Origin of the sequence: Saccharopolyspora sp. ID03-671 (genome assembly GCF_045278815.1) — a bacterium.
GTDB lineage: Bacteria > Actinomycetota > Actinomycetes > Mycobacteriales > Pseudonocardiaceae > Saccharopolyspora > Saccharopolyspora ipomoeae.
On record NZ_CP134054.1, the window covers coordinates 4,876,536 to 4,898,916 of the forward strand.

General features: G+C 70.8%; 18 protein-coding genes. 11 read left to right on the top strand and 7 right to left on the bottom strand.

Annotation, left to right across the window (positions count from 1 at the left end; all coding sequences use genetic code 11):
* Window positions 1-67 precede the first annotated feature (67 nt).
* Complete coding sequence (locus REH65_RS22610) at window positions 68-1,159, top strand: D-alanine--D-alanine ligase family protein (RefSeq protein WP_406688991.1); 1,092 nt, start codon at window positions 68-70, stop codon at window positions 1,157-1,159.
* Window positions 1,160-1,228: 69 nt separating this feature from the next.
* Here the strand turns inward: REH65_RS22610 and REH65_RS22615 are convergent, their stop codons facing one another.
* Entirely contained in the window at window positions 1,229-1,807 is a 579-nt protein-coding gene (locus tag REH65_RS22615; protein ID WP_281454941.1) for a DUF3515 domain-containing protein, read from the bottom strand.
* A 47-nt stretch (window positions 1,808-1,854) separates the two neighbouring features.
* Complete coding sequence (locus REH65_RS22620; protein WP_281454940.1) at window positions 1,855-2,088, bottom strand: Lrp/AsnC ligand binding domain-containing protein; 234 nt, start codon at window positions 2,086-2,088, stop codon at window positions 1,855-1,857.
* 73 nt (window positions 2,089-2,161) lie between these two features.
* On the opposite strand from REH65_RS22620, the gene REH65_RS22625 reads away from it, so the two are divergent.
* The gene (locus tag REH65_RS22625) at window positions 2,162-3,151 is read left to right on the top strand and encodes a thiamine-phosphate kinase (RefSeq protein ID WP_406688992.1); all 990 of its coding nucleotides are present in this window, start codon (window positions 2,162-2,164) and stop codon (window positions 3,149-3,151) included.
* Between the two features lie 59 nt (window positions 3,152-3,210).
* Here REH65_RS22625 and REH65_RS22630 read toward each other — a convergent pair whose 3' ends face one another.
* Window positions 3,211-4,539, bottom strand: a complete 1,329-nt coding sequence (locus REH65_RS22630) for an MFS transporter (protein WP_406688993.1) — start codon at window positions 4,537-4,539, stop codon at window positions 3,211-3,213.
* Between the two features lie 361 nt (window positions 4,540-4,900).
* Here REH65_RS22630 and REH65_RS22635 point away from each other — a divergent pair, with 361 nt between their 5' ends.
* On the top strand, window positions 4,901-5,575 hold the full coding sequence (locus tag REH65_RS22635) for a uracil-DNA glycosylase (RefSeq protein ID WP_281454937.1): 675 nt from the start codon (window positions 4,901-4,903) through the stop codon (window positions 5,573-5,575).
* Window positions 5,576-5,852: 277 nt separating this feature from the next.
* On the opposite strand, the gene rpmB is transcribed toward REH65_RS22635, so the two are convergent.
* Window positions 5,853-6,044, bottom strand: coding sequence for a 50S ribosomal protein L28 (rpmB, locus tag REH65_RS22640; RefSeq protein ID WP_281454936.1), 192 nt, complete (start codon window positions 6,042-6,044; stop codon window positions 5,853-5,855).
* Window positions 6,045-6,336: 292 nt separating this feature from the next.
* Here rpmB and REH65_RS22645 point away from each other — a divergent pair, with 292 nt between their 5' ends.
* From REH65_RS22645 to REH65_RS22670, 6 genes are all read left to right on the top strand, one after another.
* Window positions 6,337-7,896 carry a DAK2 domain-containing protein gene (locus tag REH65_RS22645; protein WP_406688994.1) on the top strand — a complete coding sequence of 520 codons (1,560 nt, stop codon included), beginning with the start codon at window positions 6,337-6,339 and terminating at the stop codon, window positions 7,894-7,896.
* Between the two features lie 100 nt (window positions 7,897-7,996).
* Window positions 7,997-8,344: a GntR family transcriptional regulator gene (locus REH65_RS22650; protein WP_406688995.1), complete on the top strand. Its 348-nt coding sequence runs from the start codon at window positions 7,997-7,999 to the stop codon at window positions 8,342-8,344.
* Entirely contained in the window at window positions 8,341-9,285 is a 945-nt protein-coding gene (locus tag REH65_RS22655) for a DUF1648 domain-containing protein (protein ID WP_406688996.1), read from the top strand. The genes REH65_RS22650 and REH65_RS22655 overlap by 4 nt, the downstream gene beginning before the upstream one ends.
* Before the next feature lie 206 nt (window positions 9,286-9,491).
* Window positions 9,492-9,950 (top strand): hypothetical protein, encoded by a 459-nt coding sequence (locus REH65_RS22660; protein WP_281454932.1) that lies wholly within the window; start codon window positions 9,492-9,494, stop codon window positions 9,948-9,950.
* Window positions 9,951-9,989: 39 nt separating this feature from the next.
* Window positions 9,990-12,227, top strand: a complete 2,238-nt coding sequence (recG, locus tag REH65_RS22665) for an ATP-dependent DNA helicase RecG (RefSeq protein WP_406688997.1) — start codon at window positions 9,990-9,992, stop codon at window positions 12,225-12,227.
* 331 nt (window positions 12,228-12,558) lie between these two features.
* Window positions 12,559-15,936 carry a pyruvate carboxylase gene (locus REH65_RS22670; RefSeq protein ID WP_406688998.1) on the top strand — a complete coding sequence of 1,126 codons (3,378 nt, stop codon included), beginning with the start codon at window positions 12,559-12,561 and terminating at the stop codon, window positions 15,934-15,936.
* Between the two features lie 186 nt (window positions 15,937-16,122).
* On the opposite strand, the gene REH65_RS22675 is transcribed toward REH65_RS22670, so the two are convergent.
* Together REH65_RS22675 and araD are read right to left on the bottom strand one after the other, a co-directional pair.
* On the bottom strand, window positions 16,123-17,025 hold the full coding sequence (locus REH65_RS22675) for a dihydrodipicolinate synthase family protein (RefSeq protein ID WP_406688999.1): 903 nt from the start codon (window positions 17,023-17,025) through the stop codon (window positions 16,123-16,125).
* A gap of 67 nt (window positions 17,026-17,092) precedes the next feature.
* Complete coding sequence (araD, locus tag REH65_RS22680; protein WP_406689000.1) at window positions 17,093-18,823, bottom strand: L-arabinonate dehydratase; 1,731 nt, start codon at window positions 18,821-18,823, stop codon at window positions 17,093-17,095.
* Window positions 18,824-18,952: 129 nt separating this feature from the next.
* Between araD and REH65_RS22685 the strand changes: the two genes are divergently transcribed.
* Together REH65_RS22685 and REH65_RS22690 are read left to right on the top strand one after the other, a co-directional pair.
* Window positions 18,953-19,696, top strand: coding sequence for a ribonuclease activity regulator RraA (locus REH65_RS22685; protein ID WP_406689001.1), 744 nt, complete (start codon window positions 18,953-18,955; stop codon window positions 19,694-19,696).
* 39 nt (window positions 19,697-19,735) lie between these two features.
* Complete coding sequence (locus tag REH65_RS22690) at window positions 19,736-20,803, top strand: Ldh family oxidoreductase (protein WP_406689002.1); 1,068 nt, start codon at window positions 19,736-19,738, stop codon at window positions 20,801-20,803.
* Here REH65_RS22690 and REH65_RS22695 read toward each other — a convergent pair.
* A complete protein-coding gene (locus REH65_RS22695; protein ID WP_406689003.1) occupies window positions 20,800-22,365 on the bottom strand; it encodes a thiamine pyrophosphate-dependent enzyme in 1,566 nt (521 codons plus the stop codon). The two genes, REH65_RS22690 and REH65_RS22695, sit on opposite strands and share 4 nt — an antisense overlap.
* Window positions 22,366-22,381 lie beyond the last annotated feature (16 nt).

Here is a 22,381-nt window from a genome sequence, read left to right on the forward strand (position 1 = left end):
CGCATCGTGTCGTCAGCGGGAGGGCTTCGTAGAACGACCTGAGCGCACGCGGGGTATGGTCCGGCGCATGACTTCGCGCAAGACCCGGGTGGCCGTCGTTTTCGGCGGGCGCAGCACCGAGCACGGCATCTCCTGCGTCTCCGGCGGCAGCGTTCTCGCCCACCTGGACCAGGACCGCTTCGAGATCGTGCCGGTGGGCATCACCCAGGAAGGCGCCTGGGTCCTCGGCACCGACGACCCGAAGCAGCTGGAGATCCGCGACCGCAAGGAACCCGAGGTCGTCTCCGGCACCGCGCTGGCCCTGCCGGGCGACCCGACGCGCCAGGAGCTGGTCCTGCTCGAACCCGGGAAGGGCGGCGAGGTGCTCTCCGGCGTCGACGTCGTCTTCCCGGTGCTGCACGGCGCTTTCGGCGAGGACGGCACCATCCAGGGCCTGCTGGAGATGGCCGACGTGCCCTACGTGGGCCCGGGCGTGCTCTCCAGCGCGGTGTCGATGGACAAGGAGTACACCAAGAAGCTGCTGGCGGCCGAGGGCATCGAGGTCGGCACCTACGAGGTGCTGCGGCGCGGACAGCGGACGCTGACCGACGCGCAGCGCGAGCGGCTGACGCTGCCGGTGTTCGTCAAGCCCGCCCGCGCCGGTTCGTCGCTGGGCATCACCAAGGTCGGTGACTGGTCCGAGCTGGACGCCGCGATCGCCGAGGCCCGCAAGACCGACCCGAAGGTCATCATCGAGACCGGGGTGAGCGGCCGCGAGATCGAGTGCGGCGTCCTGGAGTTCCCCGACGGCCGCGTCGAGGCCTCGCAGCCCGCCGAGCTGCGCGTCACCGGTGAGACCGACTGGTACGACTACGAGTCGAAGTACCTCGACGACGTCACCGAGTTCGACCTGCCCGCCAAGATCAGCGACGAGCACACCGCGCAGCTGCGCGACATGGCCGTCCGCGCCTTCGCCGCCCTGGAGTGCCAGGGCCTGGCCCGCGTGGACTTCTTCCTCTCCGACGAGGGCACGTTGATCATCAACGAGGTCAACACGATGCCGGGCTTCACCCCGATCTCGCTCTACCCGCGCATGTGGGCCCACAGCGGCATCGACTACCCGACCCTGCTGACCACCCTGATCGACACGGCCCAAGCCCGAGGCACCGGCCTCCGCTGATCCCTCCTGGCAAGAACCCCGGTTCTCGCGCGACGAGAACCGGGGTTCTCGACCGGAGGAGGGATCGGGTCAGGGGAAGACGGGTTGTTTCGGGAGCTTGGTGCCGATGAGCTTGGAGAGGTCCTGGAGGGGACCCGTGCCGGTGTCGGCGGGGGCGCTCAGCGCCACGTAGACCGGGCGGTCCACGGCGAGCCAGGAGGAGTCGCCGCCCTGGTTGATCTCCAGCCAGCTGACCCCGGAGACGTCCATGAGCTGCGACGTCGGGGTGAGCTCGGCGGGGGCGTCGATGCCGCAGCGCACGGTGATCGGGTCGTGCTCGGCGTCGCCCCACGCCACCGTCGCGGCCGGGGCGGGCTGGGCCAGGGGCCTGCGCGGCACCGGGGCTCCGCCGACCATCAGCTCGGCGGGCAGCGCGGACATCACCGAGGCGCACTCCGGTGACTCGGCCCGCGGCGCCGGGATCGGCGCGGCCGCCAGCGGGCCGGTGCGGCGGGCGGCCTGAGCGGCCTCGGCCTCTTCCCGCGCCCGGTGCTCGCCGTACCAGCCGTAGACGCCGACACCGGCCACGCCGACCGCGAGCAGCACGCCGAGCGCGATCGCGACGATCAAAACCGGCTTGGGGACGCCGGAACCCTCGTGCTCAACCACGTTCCCACTACAGCACCACGCCGCGCACCGACCGCGATGGGGTCAGCTCAGAGGTGAACCACCGGACAGGTCAGCGTCCGCGTGATGCCCTCGACGTTCTGGATCTTCGCGACGACCATCTTGCCGAGGAGGTCGACGTTCTCGGCCTCGGCGCGCACGATGACGTCGTAGGGACCGGTGACGTCCTCGGCGCTGATGACGCCGGCCGACCCGGAGATCTCGCCCGCGACGGCGGCTGCCTTGCCGACCTCGGTCTGGATGAGGATGTATGCCTGAACCACGGCGTGCCCCTTCGTCTAGCCCATGTGCTCGGGGTAGGAAACTGGCAGAAAGCTACCCCATCTGACCGAGCTGATGCTCAAGGAAGGAAGGTCCCAGTTGGGTCCTGACTCGTCCCAGGAACCACAGACCATTTCCCAGGTGGGTGAGTTCGATCTCATCGATCGAGTGACGGCCGGCCGTCAGCAGTCACCGGGCACGCTGCTCGGCCCCGGCGATGACGCCGCGGTGCTCGCCGCTCCCGACGGTCGCGTGGTGGCCAGCACCGATGTGCTGGTGGAACAGGTCCACTTCCGTTTCGACTGGTCGACGCCGCACCAGGTGGGCCGCAAGGCGGTCGCCGTGAACCTCTCCGACATCAACGCGATGGGTGCGGTGCCCACCGGAGTGCTGGTCGGCCTCGGATGTCCGCCGGACACCCCGGCGGCGGTCGTCGACGAGCTGTCCGACGGCCTGTGGGAAGAGGCACAGCAGGCCGGGATCGGGATCGTCGGCGGTGACATGGTGTCGTCGCCGTCACTGACGATCTCGATCACAGCCCTCGGTGATCTGCAGGGCAGGGAACCCGTCACCCGCTCGGGTGCCCGACCGGGCGACGTCGTCGCGGTCGCCGGCAGGCTCGGCTGGTCGGCGGCCGGCTTAGCCGTGCTGGGGCGCGGTTTCCGCTCCCCGGTCGCCGTCGTCGGCGCGCACCGCGTGCCCGAACCGCCCTACGGCGCCGGCCCGCAGGCCGCCGTCGCGGGCGCCACGTCCATGGTGGACACCTCCGACGGGCTGCTGGCCGACCTCGGCCACATCGCCACCGCCTCCGGCGTGGCCGTCGACCTGCGCATGGAGCAGGTGGAGGTGCCGCAGCGGCTCACCGAGGTCGCCTCCGCGCTCGGTGCCGACGCCCGCCACTGGGTGCTCACCGGCGGCGAGGACCAGGCCCTGATCGCGACGTTCCCCGCCAACCGCCCGCTGCCGCCGGACTTCCGCGAGATCGGCGTCGTGACCGAGGGAACGGGCGTGACCGTCGACGGCAACCCCTACGTCGGCCCCACCGGCTGGGAGCACTGGCGCTGAGCGTGGAGAACGCCCCCGGATGAGATCCGGGGGCGTTCTCGACTGTGGTGGGTCCGGCGTCAGCTCGCCGTCGCCGCCGGGGCGTCCTGCATGAGCGGCTTCCTCGCGGTCTCCTTCATGAGCAGGATCGGCACCAGTGCGACCAGTGCCGCGCCCATCAGGTAGAAGGCGGGGAAGTAGCTGTTGCCGGTGTTGGTCACGACAGCGTCGTTGATCAGCGGCGCAGTACCACCGAAGGCGGCTGTGGAGATGTTATAGCCGACCGAGAAGGCCGCGTAGCGGACCTTGGTCGGGAACATCGCCGGCAGCGTCGAGGCCAGCGGTCCGATCAGCTGCACGTGCCCGATCGCCAGCAGCGCCAGGCCCAGGATCGTGGTCAGCACCGTTCCCTGGCCGATGAGCCAGAACGCGGGCACCGGCAGGATCAGGAAGCAGATGGCCGCGGACACGAACAGCGGCTTGCGGCCGATGCGGTCCGACAGCGCGCCGACCGGCGTGATGATGACCAGCATGAACACGACCGTCAGCAGCAGCGGGATCAGCACCTGGTGCTCCTGCCCGTCAGGCACTTCGAGCGTGTCCGACAGGTAGGTCTCCATGTAGGTGAGGATCGTGTAGTTGGCGACGTTGATGAGCACCACGATGCCCATCAGGATCAGCAGCTGACGCCACCACTCGCGGATCAGGTCCTTCAGCGGCGACTTGGCCACCTGGTGGGTGTTCTCCAGCTGCTTGAACGCCGGGGTGTCCTCCAGCTTGGACCGCAGGTACAGACCGACACCGCCGAGCGGACCGGCGATGAGGAACGGAATGCGCCAGCCCCAGGTCTCCATCGAGGTGCTGTCCAGCGTCAGGATCAGGATCGTCGGCACCAGCGCGCCCAATCCGAATCCGACCAGGGTGCCGAATTCGAGCCAGCTACCCCAGAAACCGCGCTTGCGGTCCGGGGCGTACTCGGCGATGTAAGTCGCGGCACCGCCGTACTCGCCACCGGTGGAGAAGCCCTGCACCAACCGGCACAACAGCAGCAGCATCGGCGCGAGGATGCCGATGGCGCCGTAGGTCGGCAGCAGACCGATGAGGAACGTCGAACCCGACATGAGCAGAATCGTCACGGCGAGCACCTTCTGCCTGCCGATCCGGTCGCCGAGCGGGCCGAAGAACAGGCTGCCCAGCGGTCGGAACAGGAAGGAGATGGCGAAGACGCCGAACGCGGAGACGGTCTCCCAAGGGCCGGGGAAGAACTGGTGACCGACGTAGGCGGCCACGTAGGCGTAGACGCCGAAGTCGTACCACTCCGTGCAGTTACCGATTGCCGCTGCGCCGACCGCGCGGCGCAGCAACGACTTCTGCTCGGCCTCTGTTTCGGCTGGTTGCTGAGAAGTCATGACGTGCGGCCCACCTCCGGGTGTTTGTCTCCACGGCCGTGGTCGATTTGGAACTTCGCCAGAACCTAGCCGAGTGGCTTGGGCGAGGCCACCAAAACTGCTGGATCGAGCATTCCGCTGTTATTTCCTTTTCGCGGAACGGCGCTGTCCGAGCGCCGGAAACGTCCTGTCGCAGCGTCACTGATTTGACAGACGAATTTCCGCGATGACGGGCGAAAATGGCGCTTTCGGAGTAGTTCCGATTACGCATGTGAGCGAACTCGCGATCATCGTTACGTCATCGGTATGTGACGTGTGACACTTCTGGGTGGTCGTGGGGCTGTGCGCGACCGCCTCGGAGTCGATCGCTAATCTGCTCGGCATGGCAGCACGTCCACTGCACGAAACCGTCGAGTCCGGCTGGGCGGAGGCGCTCGCGCCGGTCGCGGATCAGATCGCGGCGATGGGGGACTTCCTGCGCGCCGAGGTCGCCGAGGGCCGCACCTACCTGCCCGCCCCGGAGAACGTGCTGCGCGCGTTCCAGCAGCCGTTCCACGACGTGCGGGTGCTGATCGTGGGCCAGGACCCCTACCCGACGCCGGGGCACCCGGTCGGGCTCAGCTTCTCGGTCGCCCCGGGCGTCGCACCGCCGCGCAGCCTGGTCAACATCTTCCGGGAGTACTGCGAGGACCTCGGCCACCCGAAGCCGTCCAGCGGCGACCTCACCCCGTGGACCGAGCGCGGCGTGCTGCTGCTCAACCGCTCCCTCACCGTCAGCCCCGGCAAGCCCGGCTCGCACCGCGGCAAGGGCTGGGAGCAGGTCACCGCCCAGGCCATCAAGGCCCTCGCCGCCCGGGAGGAGCCCCTGGTCGCGATCCTCTGGGGCCGCGACGCCCGAGACCTCCGGCCCCTGATGCCCGGCGTGGAGTGCGTCGAATCCCCGCACCCGAGCCCCATGTCAGCAGACCGAGGCTTCTTCGGGTCGAAACCCTTCTCCAGGACCAACGAGATCTTGGAGAGCAAGGGCTGGGAGCCGATCGACTGGAAGTTGCCCTGATCTAGAGCAACTGCTCTGTGGTCCCTGTGCTTGGCGGTGCGGGTAGCGGAACCTCAGACGCCTTCTGGCTCCGGGATCCGAGGCTTGTGCATGGGCCGATACACGACATGTCGGTTGTCTCCCCAGAAGACCTCTGAGAACCCGCGGCGGTGCGGGTTGCGAGGGTGGGGCAAGGAGGAACCGGCTTCGCCGGTTGCCTGACGAGCTCGTCCTTCCTGCCCTGAACAGCAGAAAACCCCGAGGCGCAACCACCTCGGGGCTCCCAGACTCAAAACCCTCAGCCGCGGACGATCTTGCCGGCCTTCATGCAGGACGTGCAGACGTTCATGCGCTTGCGCTGGGACAGACCGATCTTGGCGTGCACGGTCTGAATGTTCGGGTTCCACCGGCGCTTGGTCTTCCGGTGGGAGTGCGAGACCGAGTTGCCGAAGCCTGGTCCCTTGCCACAGACGTCGCAGACGGCAGCCACGTCAGACACCCCTTACTTTGCTTGACGGTTACAGCGATGAGAGCTCTGCAGTCGTGCCACGCCGAAGCGGAGAGGCACCTGCGGGAGCGCTTCCTGCTCACCGCCGTGCGGCGGCCTGAGCCCGGAGAACCCGGTCGCCCGGGGTCATCGCCACCCTGGGACCGGGTCAGTCTAGCCCACCGCCACCGGCTCCTTCCGAGGTGGGGGCCGATGTGCGGCGGAGCACCGCGAGCGCGCCGACTGCGGATAGTCTCGGTTCCAACCGATCGTAACGTGCGTGGGAGGTTCCCGGGTGTTGCGGACGCTGAACGCGGCGGCTGCCCGCCGCTGGGCGGACCTGGCCCTGTCGGCGTTGACCGCCGAGCGCGAGTCGATCGACCGCATCAACGTCTTCCCGGTCGCCGACGGCGACACCGGCACGAACCTGCTGCAGACGATGCGGGCGGCGGTGCTCACCTTGGACGAGTCCGCGCCGGACACGCTCGGCGGTGTGCTGGACGCGTTGGCGAAGGGCGCGCTGGGCGGGGCGTGCGGGAACTCCGGGATGCTGCTGTCGCAGGCGTTGCGGGGCGTGGCCGAGCAGCTGCGGGACGCGGTCACGGCCGACGGTCCGCTGTGGCGGGAGGCGTTGACGCGGGCGGAGCAGCTGGCTCGCCGCGCGGTCGCGGAACCGCAGGAGGGGACCGTGCTGTCGGTGCTGCGCGCAGCCGCGCACGGCGCCCGGGGCACCGACGAGCTGGCCGAGGTGGTGCGGGGTTCGACCCGGGCCGCGGTCGAGGCGCTGGCCGCGACCCCGGCGCAGCTGCCGGTGCTGTCCGACGCGGGTGTGGTGGACGCGGGCGGTCGGGGCGTGGTGGTCCTGCTGGACGCGTTGAACGCGGTGGTCCGGGACGGCGAGTGGCTGGCTCCGAGCTCCCCGGTTCCGGCGGAGGCGGATCTGCTGGAGCACGAGTCGAGCTTCGACTACGAGGTCATGTACCTGCTGGCCGACACCGACGCGGGCCGCGCGGAGGCGCTGCGCGAGCGGCTGGGGGAGATGGGCGACTGCGTTTCGGTCGTGGGTGACGGGTCCGGGTCGTGGGCGGTGCACGTGCACTGCGACGAGATCGGGGGAGCGATCGAGGCGGGCGTCGAGTCGGGCCGGGTGCACCGGATCAAGGTGACGCGCTTCGCCGATCAGCAGGAGGCCTACGCCCGCGACGTGGCGGTGCTGGCGTGCGTGCCCAGTGAGGCCCTGGGCGAGATCTTCGCCGCCGAGGGCGCGGACGTGCTGGTCGTGGAGTCGATGCCGGTCCCGGCCGAGTGGCGGGAGGCCTTCACCGGCACCGGCGCGGGCCACGTGGTGGTGCTGCCCAACGACCTGGACACGGCTCTGGTGGTGGAGCGCGCGGTCACCGATCTGCCCAAGGGAGCGCCGGAGGTCGTGGTGGTGCCGACGGCCTCGCCGGTGCAGGGCCTGGCCGCGCTCGCGGTGCACGACGCGTACCGGCGTCGCGCCGACGACCAGGTCGCGATGGCCGAGGCCGCCGCGGCGACCCGGCGCGGGGAGCTCTACGTCGCCGACGTGGAGGCCTTGACGTGGGTGGGTCGCTGTCGTCCCGGCGACATCCTCGGTCTGATCGACGGCGAGGTCGTGCTCATCGGCGAGGACCTCACGGTCACGGCCCAGGAGCTGCTGACCCGGATGCTGGCGCTCGGCGGCGAGCTGCTGACCGCCCTGGTGGGCGACAACACTCCCGCTGACCTGCCCGGGGAACTTTCCGCTCACCTCCGCCGCGCCCACCCGGAGGTGGAGATGGCCACCTACCCCGCGGGTGCCCTGGACGCCTTGCTGCTGATCGGCATCGAGTAACCCGTTCTGCGAGGAAGGGAACCTTTCTGTCACGGCAGGAAGGTTCCCTTCCTCGTCTTCGTTCCAGGATGACATCGATGGTGCTAGTGTCATTAGCACCATGTTGCTCTCGTTGGATCTTGAGGACGAGCGGCCGCTGCACGAGCAGGCCGCTGACGCGATCCGGCGCGCTATCGCCGACGGGGAGGTCGAGCCGGGCGATCGGTTGCCGCCCGCGCGCGACCTCGCCGACGCGATGCGCGTCAACGCCAACACCGTGCTGCGCGCGCTGCGCGAACTGCGGGCCGAAGGACTGCTGGAGTTCCGCCGCGGCCGCGGGGTGACGGTGCTGCGCAAGCCGGACCCGGAGGCGGCCCTGCGATCCCGGGCGCGCGAACTGCTCGCCGAAGCGCACCGCCACGGCTACACCGCCGCCGACCTCGTGCGGTGGATCGAGGAGGAATCGTGAACCACCGGAAGACGTTCCTGGTCGTCTCGCTGCTGTGGTCGGTGCTCGTGACGGTCGCCCTGATCGCGCCGCTGGTGCTGCTGCGCGACCGGCTTCCGGACCCGATCGCCAGCCACTGGAGCTTCGACGGCGTCGCCGACGACTCCATCCCGCTGGCACGGTTCCCGCTGGTCATGATGCCGGGTTGGCTGCTGCTGGCGGTGTTCGCGGTGATCGCCGGAACCGCCGGTGAGCGCCGCGTCCATCGGGCCAGCAGCGCCGCGGTACTGGGTGCGGGTGCCCTGTTCTTCGCGGGAATTCTGGGCTCGACGGTGTGGGTCAACCTCGACCACGTCGCCTGGCAGGACGTCCGGCTGCCGATGTGGCACCTGCTCCCGGTGCTGGGCGGGGCGGCCGTCGCCGCGTGGATCGGCTGGCTGCTCGGCAACCGCGGCCCCGACGAGCCCGGCGCCGAACCCGAGGCGGCCGGCGAGCTCGACCTGGCACCCGGTCGGCGCGAGGTCTGGATCTCGCCGGTGTCCAGCCCGGTGCTCATCGCGGTCGGTGCGGCGACGATGCTCGTCGCGGTGGGACTGGTCCTGCTGGTGAACCCGCCCGTCGGCGTACCGGTGTTGCTGATCGGACTGCTGGTGGCGGCCCTGTCCTCGGCCCGCGTCCGGGTCGACGAGCGAGGCGTGCACGTCGCCTTCGGTCTGCAGCGCTACCCGGTCCGCCGCATCCGCCTCGACCAGATCCGCGTCGCGAGCGTCGCGAACCACCGCGCCCTGGAAGTCGGTGGCTGGGGCTACCGCGTCCTCCCCGCCACCACGGCGATCATGTTGCGCGGCGGCGAGTGCCTGGTCCTGCGCCTGACCTCCGGCCGCGACTTCGTCATCAGCGTCGACAAGCCCGAACGCGGAGCCGAACTGGTCAACGCCCTGCTCGCGGAGCGCTCGATGTGAGCACGGGAACCTTCCTGTCACGCCGTGGGAGGAAGGGGACCTCTGTGCCACCGGTGCATGGGAACTTTCCTGCCATCCACGGAGGGGGTGTTCCTCTCACCTGGGGATGGGAACCTTTCTGTCGTCGTCCGCGCGTCGTCGCGGGTGGTGGGACGGGTCGTCGGGGTGTGCCGCTAATCCGGTGCGAGTCGTCGAGGGAGCCAGCAGTGCGAATCCGGAGCCGGTACCTGTGGTTGATCACCGGCTGGACGCTGCTCGTGGCCGTGCTGATGCTCGCCGTGCCGATGGCGCTGCGGGCTCGGTTGCCCGAGCCGATCGCCGTCGAGTGGACCTCGACCGGGACGCCGGAGACGTCGAGTTCGCTGCGCGATTTCCTGGTCGGCAAGCTGGTGTGGTGGCTGGTGGTCGCCGCCGTGTGGGGTGCGCTGGTGCTGCGGGGTGTGCTGCGGACGCGTGCCACGGCGGTGGCGGGGGCCGTGATCGCGGTGTTCGGCTGGGTGATGCTGGGGACCGTGGTGCTGACGACGTGGGCCAACGTCGACGCGCCGGACTTCCGCGACGCCGGTGAGCTCTCCGGTGAGGGCTGGCTGCTGCTCGGGGCGCTGCCGATGGCGTGGGCGGGCTGGCGGTTCGGCGGCCGGGAGACCGCGGGCACCGCCGAGTAGCTCGCGGTGCCATCCGAGGACGCAGGCGGAGGACTTTCAGTGACCACATTGGACGCCAAGCTCGACCGGTTGTTGGGGGCCAAGACCGGTAAGGCGCTCGAATCCGCGCTGGGCCTGGTCACCGTCGGCGACCTGCTGCGGCATTACCCGCGCCGCTACGCCGAGCGCGGTGAGCTGACCGCGATCGCCGGGCTGGAGCTCGGCGAGCACGCGACCGTGCTGGCCAAGGTCGAGCGGGTCACCAAGCGGACCATGAAGTCCCGCCGCGGCACCATCGTCGAGGCCCGCATCACCGACGGGCACCGCTCGCTGTCGTGCACGTTCTTCAACCAGGCGTGGCGGGAGCGGGAGCTCATCCCGGGCAAGCGCGGCATGTTCGCGGGCAAGGTGACCGCGTTCCGCGAGCAGCTGCAGCTGTCGCACCCCGAGTACCAGCTGTTCGACTCGGAGGCCACCGACGTGGGGGCGGCGGCCGAGGAGTTCGCGGCCGCGCTGCTGCCGGTCTACCCGTCGGCGCAGGGACTGCCGTCGTGGTCGATCGCCCGGTGCGTCGGTCAGGTCCTCGACGTCTGGGACGGCACCGATGACCCGCTGCCCACCGAGCTGCGCGAGCGCCTGGGCATGTCCTCGTTGGAGGACGCGCTGCGCAAGATCCACCGGCCGCAGAACTTCGGCGAGGTCGCCGCTGCGCAGGACCGGCTCAAGTGGGACGAGGCGCTGGCCGTGCAGCTGATCCTCGCCCAGCGCCGCAGCGCCATCGAGGAGCGCCCGGCGCCGGTGTGCGAGCGCCGCGACGACGGGGTGCGGGCGGCCTTCGACGAGCGGATGCCGTTCCAGCTCACCCGGGGGCAGCAGGAGATCGGCGAGCAGATCGCCGCCGACCTGGGCACCGCGCACCCGATGAACCGCCTGGTCCAGGGCGAGGTCGGCAGCGGCAAGACGATCGTGGCGCTGCGCGCGATGCTGCAGGTCGTCGACGCCGGTCGGCAGGCGGCGATGCTCGCGCCGACGGAGGTCCTGGCCGCCCAGCACGCGCGGTCGCTGCGCGAGCTGCTCGGCGAGCTGGCGATGGCCGGTGAGCTGGGCGGGGCGGAGAACGCGACCCGGGTGACGCTGCTGACCGGTTCGCTCAGCACCGCGCAGCGGCGTCAGGCGATGCTGGAGGCGGCCTCGGGTGAGGCCGGGATCGTGGTCGGCACGCACGCGTTGATCCAGGACAAGGTGTCCTTCGCCGATCTCGGGCTGGTGGTGGTCGACGAGCAGCACCGCTTCGGAGTCGAGCAGCGCGACGCGCTGCGGGCGCGCGGGGGCGAGGAGACCGCGCCGCACGTGCTGGTGATGACGGCGACGCCGATCCCGCGCACGGTGGCGATGACGGTCTACGGCGATCTGGAGACCTCGGCGCTTCGCGAGCTCCCGCAAGGGCGTTCGCCGATCAGCACCAGCGTGGTCCCGGTGTCGGAGAAGCCGGCGTGGCTGGACCGCGCGTGGGCGCGGATCCACGAGGAGGTCGCCGCCGGGCACCAGGTGTACGTTGTGTGCCCGCGCATCGGCGACGACGAGGAGCCCTCGGGCAAGGGCAAGAAGTCGAAGAAGAAGTCCACTGTGGATGACGGTGACGGTGAGGAGCCGCCGCCGGACGACGACGGCGGGGAGCAGCGGCGCCCGCCGGTCGCGGTGATCGACGTGGCCGAGCAGCTGGCGGCGGGTCCGCTTTCGGGGCTGCGGCTGGGAATCCTGCACGGCAGGCTCGCGCCCGACGACAAGGACGCGGTGATGCGCTCGTTCGCCGCGGGCGAGCTGGACGTGCTGGTGGCGACCACGGTGATCGAGGTCGGCGTCAACGTCCCCAACGCGACCGTCATGGTGATCATGGACGCGGACCGGTTCGGCGTCTCGCAGCTGCACCAGCTGCGCGGCCGGGTTGGCCGGGGCAGCGCGCCGGGCCTGTGCCTGCTGGTCACCGAGGCGATGGGCGGCACCACCACGCGGGAGCGGCTGGACGCGGTCGCCTCCACGACGGACGGTTTCGAGCTGGCGCGGCTGGACCTGGAGCTGCGCCGCGAGGGCGACATCCTGGGTGCGGCCCAGTCCGGTCGCAAGTCCGGGTTGAAGATGCTGTCGCTGCTGCGGGACGAGGACGTGATCGCCCAGGCGCGTGACGAGGCGGACCGCGTGGTGGCGGTGGATCCGGAGTTGCGGGAGCATCCGGGACTGGCGCGGATGGTGGCCGAGGTGGTCGACGAGGAGCGCGCTGAGTACCTCGAAAAGTCGTGATCATCTTCCGAATCGGGTGAAAATCCCGGATGCTGGGCGGTTCTGGCGAGAACTGCCCGAATCTTGGAAAAGATCGACACCGGGCGATCGCGGCGAAAATCGTCGGCTAGTGACCTCGCGGCGGCCTCCAAGCCTCGAATAGGTGAGCGAAAGTTCCGCCAGTGGAAAAATCGCATGATTTTCTTTCCGCTACAGCTTGTGCACAACCGGCGTTTGGGCTGGTCATAAGGGGTGTCGAGGTCTTCGTCACCTGACGGGTTCTCCCGTAACGGGGAATTTTCGCGGTAGTGTCTCCTGCACCGACCGACGCCTGTTATCCGAGGGAGCCGGCATGTTCCGCAAGGTGCTCGTCGCGAACCGCGGCGAGATTGCGATTCGCGCTTTTCGCGCCGCCTACGAGCTGGGGGCGGGGACCGTCGCGGTCTTCCCGCATGAAGACCGCAACTCGCTGCACCGGCTGAAAGCCGACGAGTCGTACGAGATCGGCGAACCCGGCCACCCGGTCCGGGCCTACCTCTCCGTCGACGAGATCATCAAGGCTGCGCGCCAGGCGGGCGCCGACGCGGTCTACCCGGGCTACGGCTTCCTCTCGGAGAACCCCGAGCTGGCCAAGGCCTGCCACGAAGCCGGCATCACCTTCGTCGGCCCGCGCCAGCAGATCCTCGAGATGACCGGCAACAAGGCCACCGCCGTCGCCGCCGCGCGCGAAGCAGGCGTCCCGGTGCTGGACTCCTCCGCGCCGTCCCGCGACCTCGACGAACTGCTCGCCGCGTCCGAGCAGATGACCTTCCCGGTCTTCGTCAAGGCCGTCGCCGGTGGTGGCGGTCGCGGCATGCGCCGCGTCGACGAGCCCTCCGCGCTGCGCGAGGCCCTCGAAGCCGCCATGCGCGAAGCCGAGTCCGCCTTCGGCGACCCGACGGTGTTCCTGGAGCAGGCCGTGGTCAACCCGCGGCACATCGAGGTGCAGATCCTCGCCGACGGGCACGGCAACGTCGTGCACCTCTTCGAGCGCGACTGCTCGGTGCAGCGGCGCCACCAGAAGGTCATCGAGATCGCCCCGGCCCCCAACCTCGACCCGGAGCTGCGGGAGCGGATCTGCGCCGACGCGGTCGCCTTCGCTCGCAAGATCGGCTACGTCAACGCCGGAACCGTCGAGTTCCTCGTCGACGAGCGCGGCAACCACGTGTTCATCGAGATGAACCCGCGCATCCAGGTCGAGCACACCGTGACCGAGGAGGTCACCGACGCCGACCTCGTGCAGTCGCAGCTGCGCATCGCCGCCGGTGAGACGCTGGAGGACCTGGGCATGACCCAGGACAAGATCCGGCTGCGCGGCGCCGCCCTGCAGTGCCGCATCACCACCGAGGACCCGGCCAACGGGTTCCGCCCCGACACCGGCATGATCAGCGCCTACCGCTCGCCCGGCGGCGCGGGCATCCGCCTCGACGGCGGCACCGCCTTCGCCGGCACCAGCATCAGCGCGCACTTCGACTCGATGCTGGTCAAGCTGTCCTGCCGCGGCCGGGACTTCCCGACCGCCGTCGGCCGCGCCCGCCGCGCCCTCGCCGAGTTCCGGATCCGCGGCGTCGCCACGAACATCCCGTTCCTGCAGGCGGTGCTCGACGACGACGACTTCGGCGCGGGTCGCGTCACCACCTCGTTCATCGACGAGCGCCCGCACCTGCTCACCGCCCGGCACTCCGCCGACCGCGGCACGCGGATGCTCAGCTACCTCGCCGACGTCACCGTCAACCAGCCCAACGGTCCGCGCCCGAGCGCCGCCGACCCGAGCTTCAAGCTCCCCGAGGTCGACCTCACCGCCGCGCCGCTGCCCGGCTCCAAGCAGAAGCTCACCGAGCTCGGCCCCGAGGGCTTCGCGCGGTGGATGCGCGAGGCCAACCACGTCGGCGTCACCGACACCACCTTCCGCGACGCCCACCAGTCGCTGCTGGCCACCCGGGTGCGCAGCAAGGACCTGCTGGCCGTCGCGCCGCACGTGGCCCGGATGACCCCCGACCTGCTGTCGCTGGAGTGCTGGGGCGGGGCCACCTACGACGTCGCGCTGCGGTTCCTCGCCGAGGACCCGTGGGAGCGGCTGGCCAAGCTGCGCGAAGCCGTCCCCAACATCTGCCTGCAGATGCTGCTGCGCGGCCGCAACACCGTCGGCTACACGCCGTACCCGACGGAGGTCACCGAGCACTTCGTGCAGGAGGCCACCGACACCGGCATCGACATCTTCCGGATCTTCGACGCGCTCAACGACGTCGAGCAGATGCGCCCGGCCATCGAAGCCGTGCGCAACACCGGGAAGTCCGTGGCCGAGGTCGCGCTGTGCTACACCGCTGATCTGTCCAACCCGGACGAGAAGCTGTACACACTGGACTACTACCTGCGCCTCGCGGAGCAGATCGTCGAGGCCGGTGCGCACGTGCTGGCCATCAAGGACATGGCCGGACTGCTGCGGGCCCCCGCCGCGGAGAAGCTGGTCACCGCGCTGCGCAAGGAGTTCGACCTGCCGGTGCACCTGCACACCCACGACACCGCGGGCGGGCAGCTGGCCACCTACACGGCCGCCATCCGGTCCGGTGTGGACGCCGTGGACGCGGCGACCGCGTCGATGGCGGGCACCACCTCGCAGCCCGCGCTGTCCTCGCTGGTGGCCGCGACCGACTACACCGAGCGCACCACCGGCCTGGACCTGCAGTCGGTGTGCGACCTGGAGCCCTACTGGGAATCGGTCCGCAAGATCTACCAGCCCTTCGAGGCCGGCCTGGCCTCGCCGACCGGCCGCGTCTACTCGCACGAGATCCCCGGCGGCCAGCTGTCCAACCTGCGCACCCAGGCGGTGGCGCTCGGCCTCGGCGACAAGTTCGAGGAGATCGAGGCCATGTACGCCGCCGCGGACCGGATCCTCGGCCGACTGGTCAAGGTCACCCCGTCCTCGAAGGTCGTCGGTGACCTGGCGCTGCACCTGGTCGGTGCGGGCGTCGACCCGTCCGACTTCGAGGCCGAGCCGCGCAAGTTCGACATCCCCGACTCGGTGATCGGGTTCCTGCAGGGCGAGCTGGGCGACCCGCCCGCCGGGTGGCCGGAGCCGTTCCGCACCCGCGCGCTGGAAGGCCGCACCAGCACCCGCAAGGTCGCGGAACTGTCCACCGAGGACCGCGACGGGCTGGTCAACGACCGGCGCAACACGCTCAACCGGCTGATGTTCGCCAAGCCCACCAAGGAGTTCCAGGACCACCGCGACGCCTACGGCGACACCTCGCTGCTGCGCAGCAAGGACTTCTTCTACGGCCTCAAGCCGGGGGAGGAGTACTCGGTGGACCTGGAGCCCGGCGTGCGGCTGCTCATCGGGCTGGAGGCCATCAGCGAACCCGACGAGCGCGGCATGCGCACCGTCATGGCGGTGCTCAACGGGCAGCTGCGGCCGATCCAGGTCCGCGACCGCTCGGTGGCCACCGACCTGCCGGTCGCCGAGAAGGCGGACCGCGGCAACCCGGGTCACGTGCCCGCCCCGTTCGCGGGCGTGGTCACGCTGGCCGTCGCAGAGGGCGACGCCGTCGAGTCGGGTCAGACCGTCGCCACGATCGAGGCCATGAAGATGGAGGCCGCGATCACCGCCCCGCAGAGCGGCCAGGTCAAGCGCCTCGCCATCGGTGCGGTGCAGCAGGTCGAGGGCGGAGACCTCATCATCGAACTCGGCTGATCCCGGGGTGGGGGACGATCCAGGAGAAAGCCCCCCATCGCACAACCTGAGCCGGACCCCGGAACGGGCCGCTCCCTCCCCCGAGGGAGCGGCCCGCTTCTTGTGCCTGAACGCTTCTCAGCCCCTCAGCGCCCCAGGGCAACACCGATTGCCCTTCGTCGGCCCGGTGTTCGTGCGGATCGGCGGTCAGTAACCCGCCTCGGCCCAGGACGCGAGGATCTCGGTGACCCGCTCCCGCTGCTGCGGCGACAGGTCACCAGCCGGTGGCCGCACCGTCGCCCCGCACAGGCCCTGCTGGGCCAGCGCCTCCTTGACCACCGCGACGTTGCGGGCCGTGGCGTCCTCGGCGCGCAGCTCCTCGAACGGCGCGATCAACGCCCACAGCCGCCGGACCTCCCCCTGGTCGCCGGAGCGCAGCGCGGCCAGGTAGTCCAGCGACAACCTCGGTGCGACGTTGACACCGCCCGAGGTGAACCCGGCCGCGCCCAGCGGCCAGAACGACGGCGCCCAGCGCTCGGCCAGCCCGCACGACCAGGCCACCCGGTCCGTGCCCAGCGACGCGCAGATCTCGCCGAAGCGCAGCGGATCGGGCACCGCGTACTTGATGCCGACCACGTTCGGGCAGGCGTCGAACAGCGAGCCCAGCGCGTCGGAGCCGATCCGGGCGTCCTTGACGTAGAGCACGAACCCGAGCCCGGGCGCGGACTGGGCGATCTCCCGGTTGTAGGCGACCCACCCGGCCACCGACTGGTGCGGGTGCACCGGCTGGTGCAGCATCGCCAGCGGCGCCCCGAGCTGCTGCACCGCCACCGCCATGTCCTTGGCGGTGCCGACGTCGTAGCCGACGCCCGGCATCACCACCGACGCGCCCGCCGCGGCCGCGGTGACCTCGTTGGCCCGCTGCCACTCGGTGCGGGACAGCGCGTAGAACTCGCTGGTGTTGCCGTTCGGCGTGATCACCTGCACCCCGGCCTCACCCATCCGCGCCACGATCGCCTCGTAGCCGGACCAGTCCGGGGCGCCCGCCCCGTCGAACGGGGTCACGGTGATCGCGGTGACCCCGCGCAGCGCGTCGACGCTGGTCGCCATCGTCGTCTCCGCTCGTCTCAGTGGCCGGTCGTCTTGGTCGTCCGGTCGTCTCGGTCGTCCGGTCGTCTCAGTGGATGGCCGGTTCGGGCGCCCCGCCGGAGCCTTCGAGGAAGTCGAAGTCGCAGCCCCGGTCGGCCTGGGTGATGTGCTGGGCGAACAACTTCCCGTAGCCGCGCGCGAAGACCGGTTCCGGTGGCGTCCACTCCGCGCGCCTGCGCTCCAGCTCCGCCTCGTCGACGCGCAGGTCCAGCCTCCGGCCGTCGACGTCGAGCTCGACGACGTCGCCGTCGCGCACCAGCGCCAACGGGCCTCCCGCGAACGACTCAGGAGCCACGTGCAGCACGCAGGTGCCGTAGCTGGTGCCGCTCATCCGCGCGTCGGAGATCCGCACCATGTCGGTGACGCCCTCGCGCAGCAGCTTCTTCGGGATCGGCAGCATGCCCCACTCCGGCATGCCCGGGCCGCCCAGCGGGCCCGCGCCGCGCAGGATCAGCACCGAGCTCGCGTCGACGTCGAGGTCGTCGGCGTCGATGCGAGCCTCCATGTCCTCGTAGGAGTCGAACACCACCGCCCGGCCCCGGTGCCGCAGCAGCTCGGGGCCGGCCGCGCTGGTCTTGATCACGCAGCCGTCGGGTGCCAGCGACCCGCGCAGCACGGCCAGCCCTCCCTGCTCGGACAGGGGGTCCTCGCGGCGGCGGATCACGTCGGTGTCGTGGACCTCCGCGCCGTCGAGGTCCTCGCCCAGCGCGCGGCCGGTGACCGTGATCGCGTCGCGGTGCAGCAGCTCGCCGAGCTCGGCCATCAACCCGCGCAGCCCGCCCGCGTCGTGGAAGTCCTCCATCAGGTAGTCGCCCGACGGGCGGATGTTGGCCAGCGCCGGGACCTTCCGGGACAGCTCGTCGAAGACCTCCAGCGGCAGCTCGACCTCCGCGCGACCGGCCATCGCTACCAGGTGGATGACCGCGTTCGTGGAACCGCCCATCGCCATCACCACCGCGACGGCGTTCTCGAACGCCTCCCGGGTGAGGAACTCGCGCGGCCGGAAGTCCTCCCAGACCAGATCGACGATCCGGCGCCCGGTGGCCACGGCCAGCTGCGGGTGGTGCGAGAACGCCGCCGGGATCGAGGAACCGCCGGTCAGCGTCAGCCCCAGGGCCTCGGCCGCGGCCGTCATCGTCGAGGCCGTGCCCATCGTCATGCAGTGACCGGGGGAGCGGGCGATGCCGTCCTCGATCTCGCCCCACTCCCGCTCGCCGAGGGTGCCCGCGCGCCGCTGCGCCCAGTACTTCCAGGTGTCCGAACCGCTGCCCAGCGTCACGCCCTTCCAGCGCCCCTTGAGCATCGGCCCGGCAGGCAGGAAGATCGACGGCACGTCCGCGCTGGTCGCGCCCATGATCAGGCCCGGAGTGGTCTTGTCGCAGCCGCCCATGAGCACGCAGCCGTCGACCGGGTAGGAGCGCAGCAGCTCCTCGGTCTCCATCGCGAGCATGTTCCGGTAGAGCATCGTCGTCGGCTTCTGGAACGGCTCTGACAGCGACATCGCGGGCAGCTCCAGCGGGAACCCGCCCGCCTGCAGGACGCCGCGCTTGACGTCCTCGGCTCGCTCCCGGAAGTGCCGGTGGCACGGGTTGATCTCGCTCCAGGTGTTGACGATGCCGATCACCGGCTTGCCCGAGTAGTCCTCGGCGTCGTAGCCCATCTGCTTGGCGCGGGACTTGTGCCCGAAGGAACGCATGGTGTCCACGCCGAACCAGCGGTGACTGCGCAGCTGCTCGGCGGTGAGCCTGGGACGGGACATGGCCGGCGAACTCCTTTCCGGAGTCTGGAACCTCGCTGTTCGCAGGGCTTGGCTGGAGATCGTCCGGGACGCCCCCTTGCCAGCCCGGTATATGATATCTCAGACGTCCGACGATGCGAAGGGCCGAAGATGGTGGACAGCTCGATCCAGGCTTCCGATCCGCTGCCGGAGCGCACCCTGCGCGCCCTCCGCTACGCCAGCACGGCGACCATCACCACGCAGCTGCTCTCCCGCGGCCTGCGCAACCAGCTCGTGCAGGGCTTGCGGGCCCTCAACCCCGAGCGGTCCCGCATGGTCGGCGTCGCCTTCACCCTGCGCTACATCCCGGCGCGCGAGGACCTCGACGTGCTCGCGGTGTTCCAGGACTACGACCACCCGCAGCGCAAGGCCGTGGAATCGGTGAACCCGGGCGAGGTCCTGGTCATCGACTCGCGCGGGCAGCAGCGCGCCGCCTCGCTCGGCCACATCCTGGCGACCCGGCTGCTGCACCGGGGGTGCGCGGGCGTGGTCACCGACGGCTCGGTGCGCGACTCCGACGGCTTCGCCGAGCTGGCGATGCCGACCTTCGCGCGCAACCCCTCGGCCAACACCAACCTGATCCAGCACCACGCCGTGGACGCGCAGGTGCCGATCGGGTGCGGTGAAGTCGCCGTCTACCCGGGCGACGTGCTGGTCGGCGACCACGACGGCGTCGTGGTCATCCCGCGTCACCTGGCCGACGAGGTCGCCGAAGCCGCTGCCGCGCAAGAGCACCTCGAGGAGTTCGTGCTCTCCAAAGTGGACTCCGGCCTGCCGCTTCGCGGCACGTACCCGCCGGACGAGGCCACCCGGGCCGAGTACGAGCGGTGGGCGTCCGAGAACCCCTGGCATTAGCGCTCTTTCTTCTCATCGTCGGATGTTGGGAGTCATCTGGTGCGGGTTTCCGTCGAGGCAGTGCGCGAACTGATCACCCAGGTCCTCACCGCGTGGGGCATGGACCACGACCTGGCCGTCATCACGGCCGAGGTGATGGCCGAGACCGACCTGGCGGGCATCGACTCGCACGGGGTGTCGATGCTGATGACCTACGAGAACTTCCGAGCCGAAGGCCGGATCGACCTGCGCGCCAGACCCGCCGTGGTGCGCGAGAACGCCGCATCGGCTCTGGTCGACGCCCGCGGCGGCATCGGCCACCCGGCGAGCGAGTTCGCCATGCGCAGGGCCATCGACAAGGCGAAGACCGGCACCGTCGGCGTGGTCTCGGTGGTCAACTCGCACCACTTCGGCGCCGCCGGCCACTACGCCGAGATGGCCGCGCGCCAGGGACTGATCGGCCTGGTCACCAGCTCGGCGAACCTGCCCGCCTCGCCACCGACCGGATCGGTGGTGCCGATGCTGGCCACCAACCCGATCGCCTTCGCCGCTCCCGCTCGGCGCAACCCGCACTTCCTGCTCGACATCGCCACCACCACCGCGGCCGTGAACAAGGTCAAGGTCTACGACTTCCACGACGAACCCCTCCCCGAGGGCTGGGTGGTCGACGCCGCCAACCGGCCCGTCACCAACGCCCACGAGGCGCTGGGCATCCTGCGCCACGACGACATCGGCGGGCTGACCCCGCTCGGCGGCACACCGGAGATGGGCTCGCACAAGGGGTACGGGCTGAGCATGATGGCCCACGTCCTGGCCGCGACGCTGTGCGGCGGGACGTTCCCGGCGAGCCGCGAACCCGGGGAACCGCACAACATCGGGCACTTCTTCCTCGCCCTCGACCCGAGCGGGTTCCGCCCGCCCGGCGAGTTCGAGGACGACCTCGACGACGCCGTCGACCGGCTCCACGCCACACCGCCGCTCAAGGAGGACGAACCCGTTCTGGTGGCGGGAGATCCGCAGGCCGCCGCTCGACGAGAGCGGTCCCGGAACGGGATTCCGCTACCGGACGCGCTCGTCGAGCAGCTGCGCGGTGTCGCCGAGCGCGCCGGCGTGCGGTCAGCTCTCTAGGAAGTCGCCCCGCTCTCCAGGAAGTCACCCAGCCTCGCCTCGGCGGTGAGCACGTCGGGGTCGGTGCGGACGTCGAGCACGCATGGTCGCCGCTCGGCCAGCGCCGCGCTGATCGCCGGTTCCAGCTGCTCGCGGGTGTCCACGGTGTGCCCGGCCGCCCCGAGGCTCCGCGCCCACCCGGCGAAGTCCACGGCGCCGATGTCCACCGCCGACATCGGTCGGCTGCTCTTGACCTGGTGCAGCGCGATCGTGCCGTACAGGCCGTTCTGGAACACCACGACGACGATCGGGGCCTCGTGCCGAACCGCGGTCTCGATCTCCTGGCCGGTCATCAGCGCGCCGCCGTCGCCGACCATCGCGATCACCGCGCGCCGGGGTTCGAGGAGCTGGGCGGCCACCGCGGCGGGGACCGCGTAGCCCATCGCCCCGTTGCACGGGCCGAGCTGGGTGCGCGGCCCGGTGAAGCACCAGTAGCGGTGCGCGAACCCGGAGAAGTTCCCCGCGTCGTTGGTGACCACCGCGTCGCGCGGCGCGAGCCGGCGAAGGGCGCGCACCACCTCCGTCGGGTGCAGGGGAGAGCCGGGGGCGAACTCCGGTGGGGTCGTGAACTCCCGGACCGCCTCGTGCGCGACCGACCAGTCCCGCCGCCGCGCCGGGGTCTTCGCGCGCAGCTCGGCGAGCGCTGACGACGGCAGCGCGAGGTGCTCCTGCTCGGGCAGCGGGAAGCGGAATCCCTGGCTGGTCACCTCGTCGAGCCGCATCCCGACGGTGAGCACGACGTCTGCGTCCTCCAGGGCCTTGAGCTGCGCGTCGGGCACCGACAGCCCGAGGTGCCCGGCGAACTGCGGGTGGTCCTCCGGGAAGGAGTCCTGCCGCCGGAAACCGGTGTAGACGGCGAGGCCGAGCGCCTCGGCGGTGGCGACGAGCTCGCGATGGCTCTCCGGGTCGCGAGCACCGGTGATCACCACGGGACCGCGCGCGGCGCCGAGCCTTTCGGCCACTCCGGCGACGTCGGGTTCCGGAGTCGCGGCGCGTTCGGGCACCGGGAGCGGGCCGGGGAAGGGCTCGTCCCAGAAGTCGCTCGGCACCGCCACCACCGCAGGTCCCGGACGTGGTCCGGTGGCTCGCGCGAGCGCCTCCGCGACCGCCCCCGGCACCTCGGCGGCCGTGGCGGGCTGGGTGGCGGAGGTGGCCAGCGGTGCGTACATCGCGGCGAGGTCGACCTCCTGGAAGCTCTCGCGACCGAGCTTGGTCGAGGGGACCTGGCCGAGCAGCACCACCATCGGGGTGCCGTCCTGCTGCGCCGTGTGCACGCCGATGGACAGGTTCGTCGCGCCCGGGCCCCGGCTGGCCATCGCCACCGCTGGAACGCCGCGCAGCTTGCCGCACGCCTCGGCCATGAAGGACGCGCCGCTCTCGTGCCGCGTCGACACCAAGGTCAGCTCCGGGGCTTCGGCGAACGCGTCGAGCAGGCCCAAGAACGACTCGCCGGGCACGGTGAAGCCGTGTTCGACCCCCGCGTCGGCGAGCACGCGGGCGACGGCCTGAGCGACTGTGCGCATGGTTCCCTCGCAATGT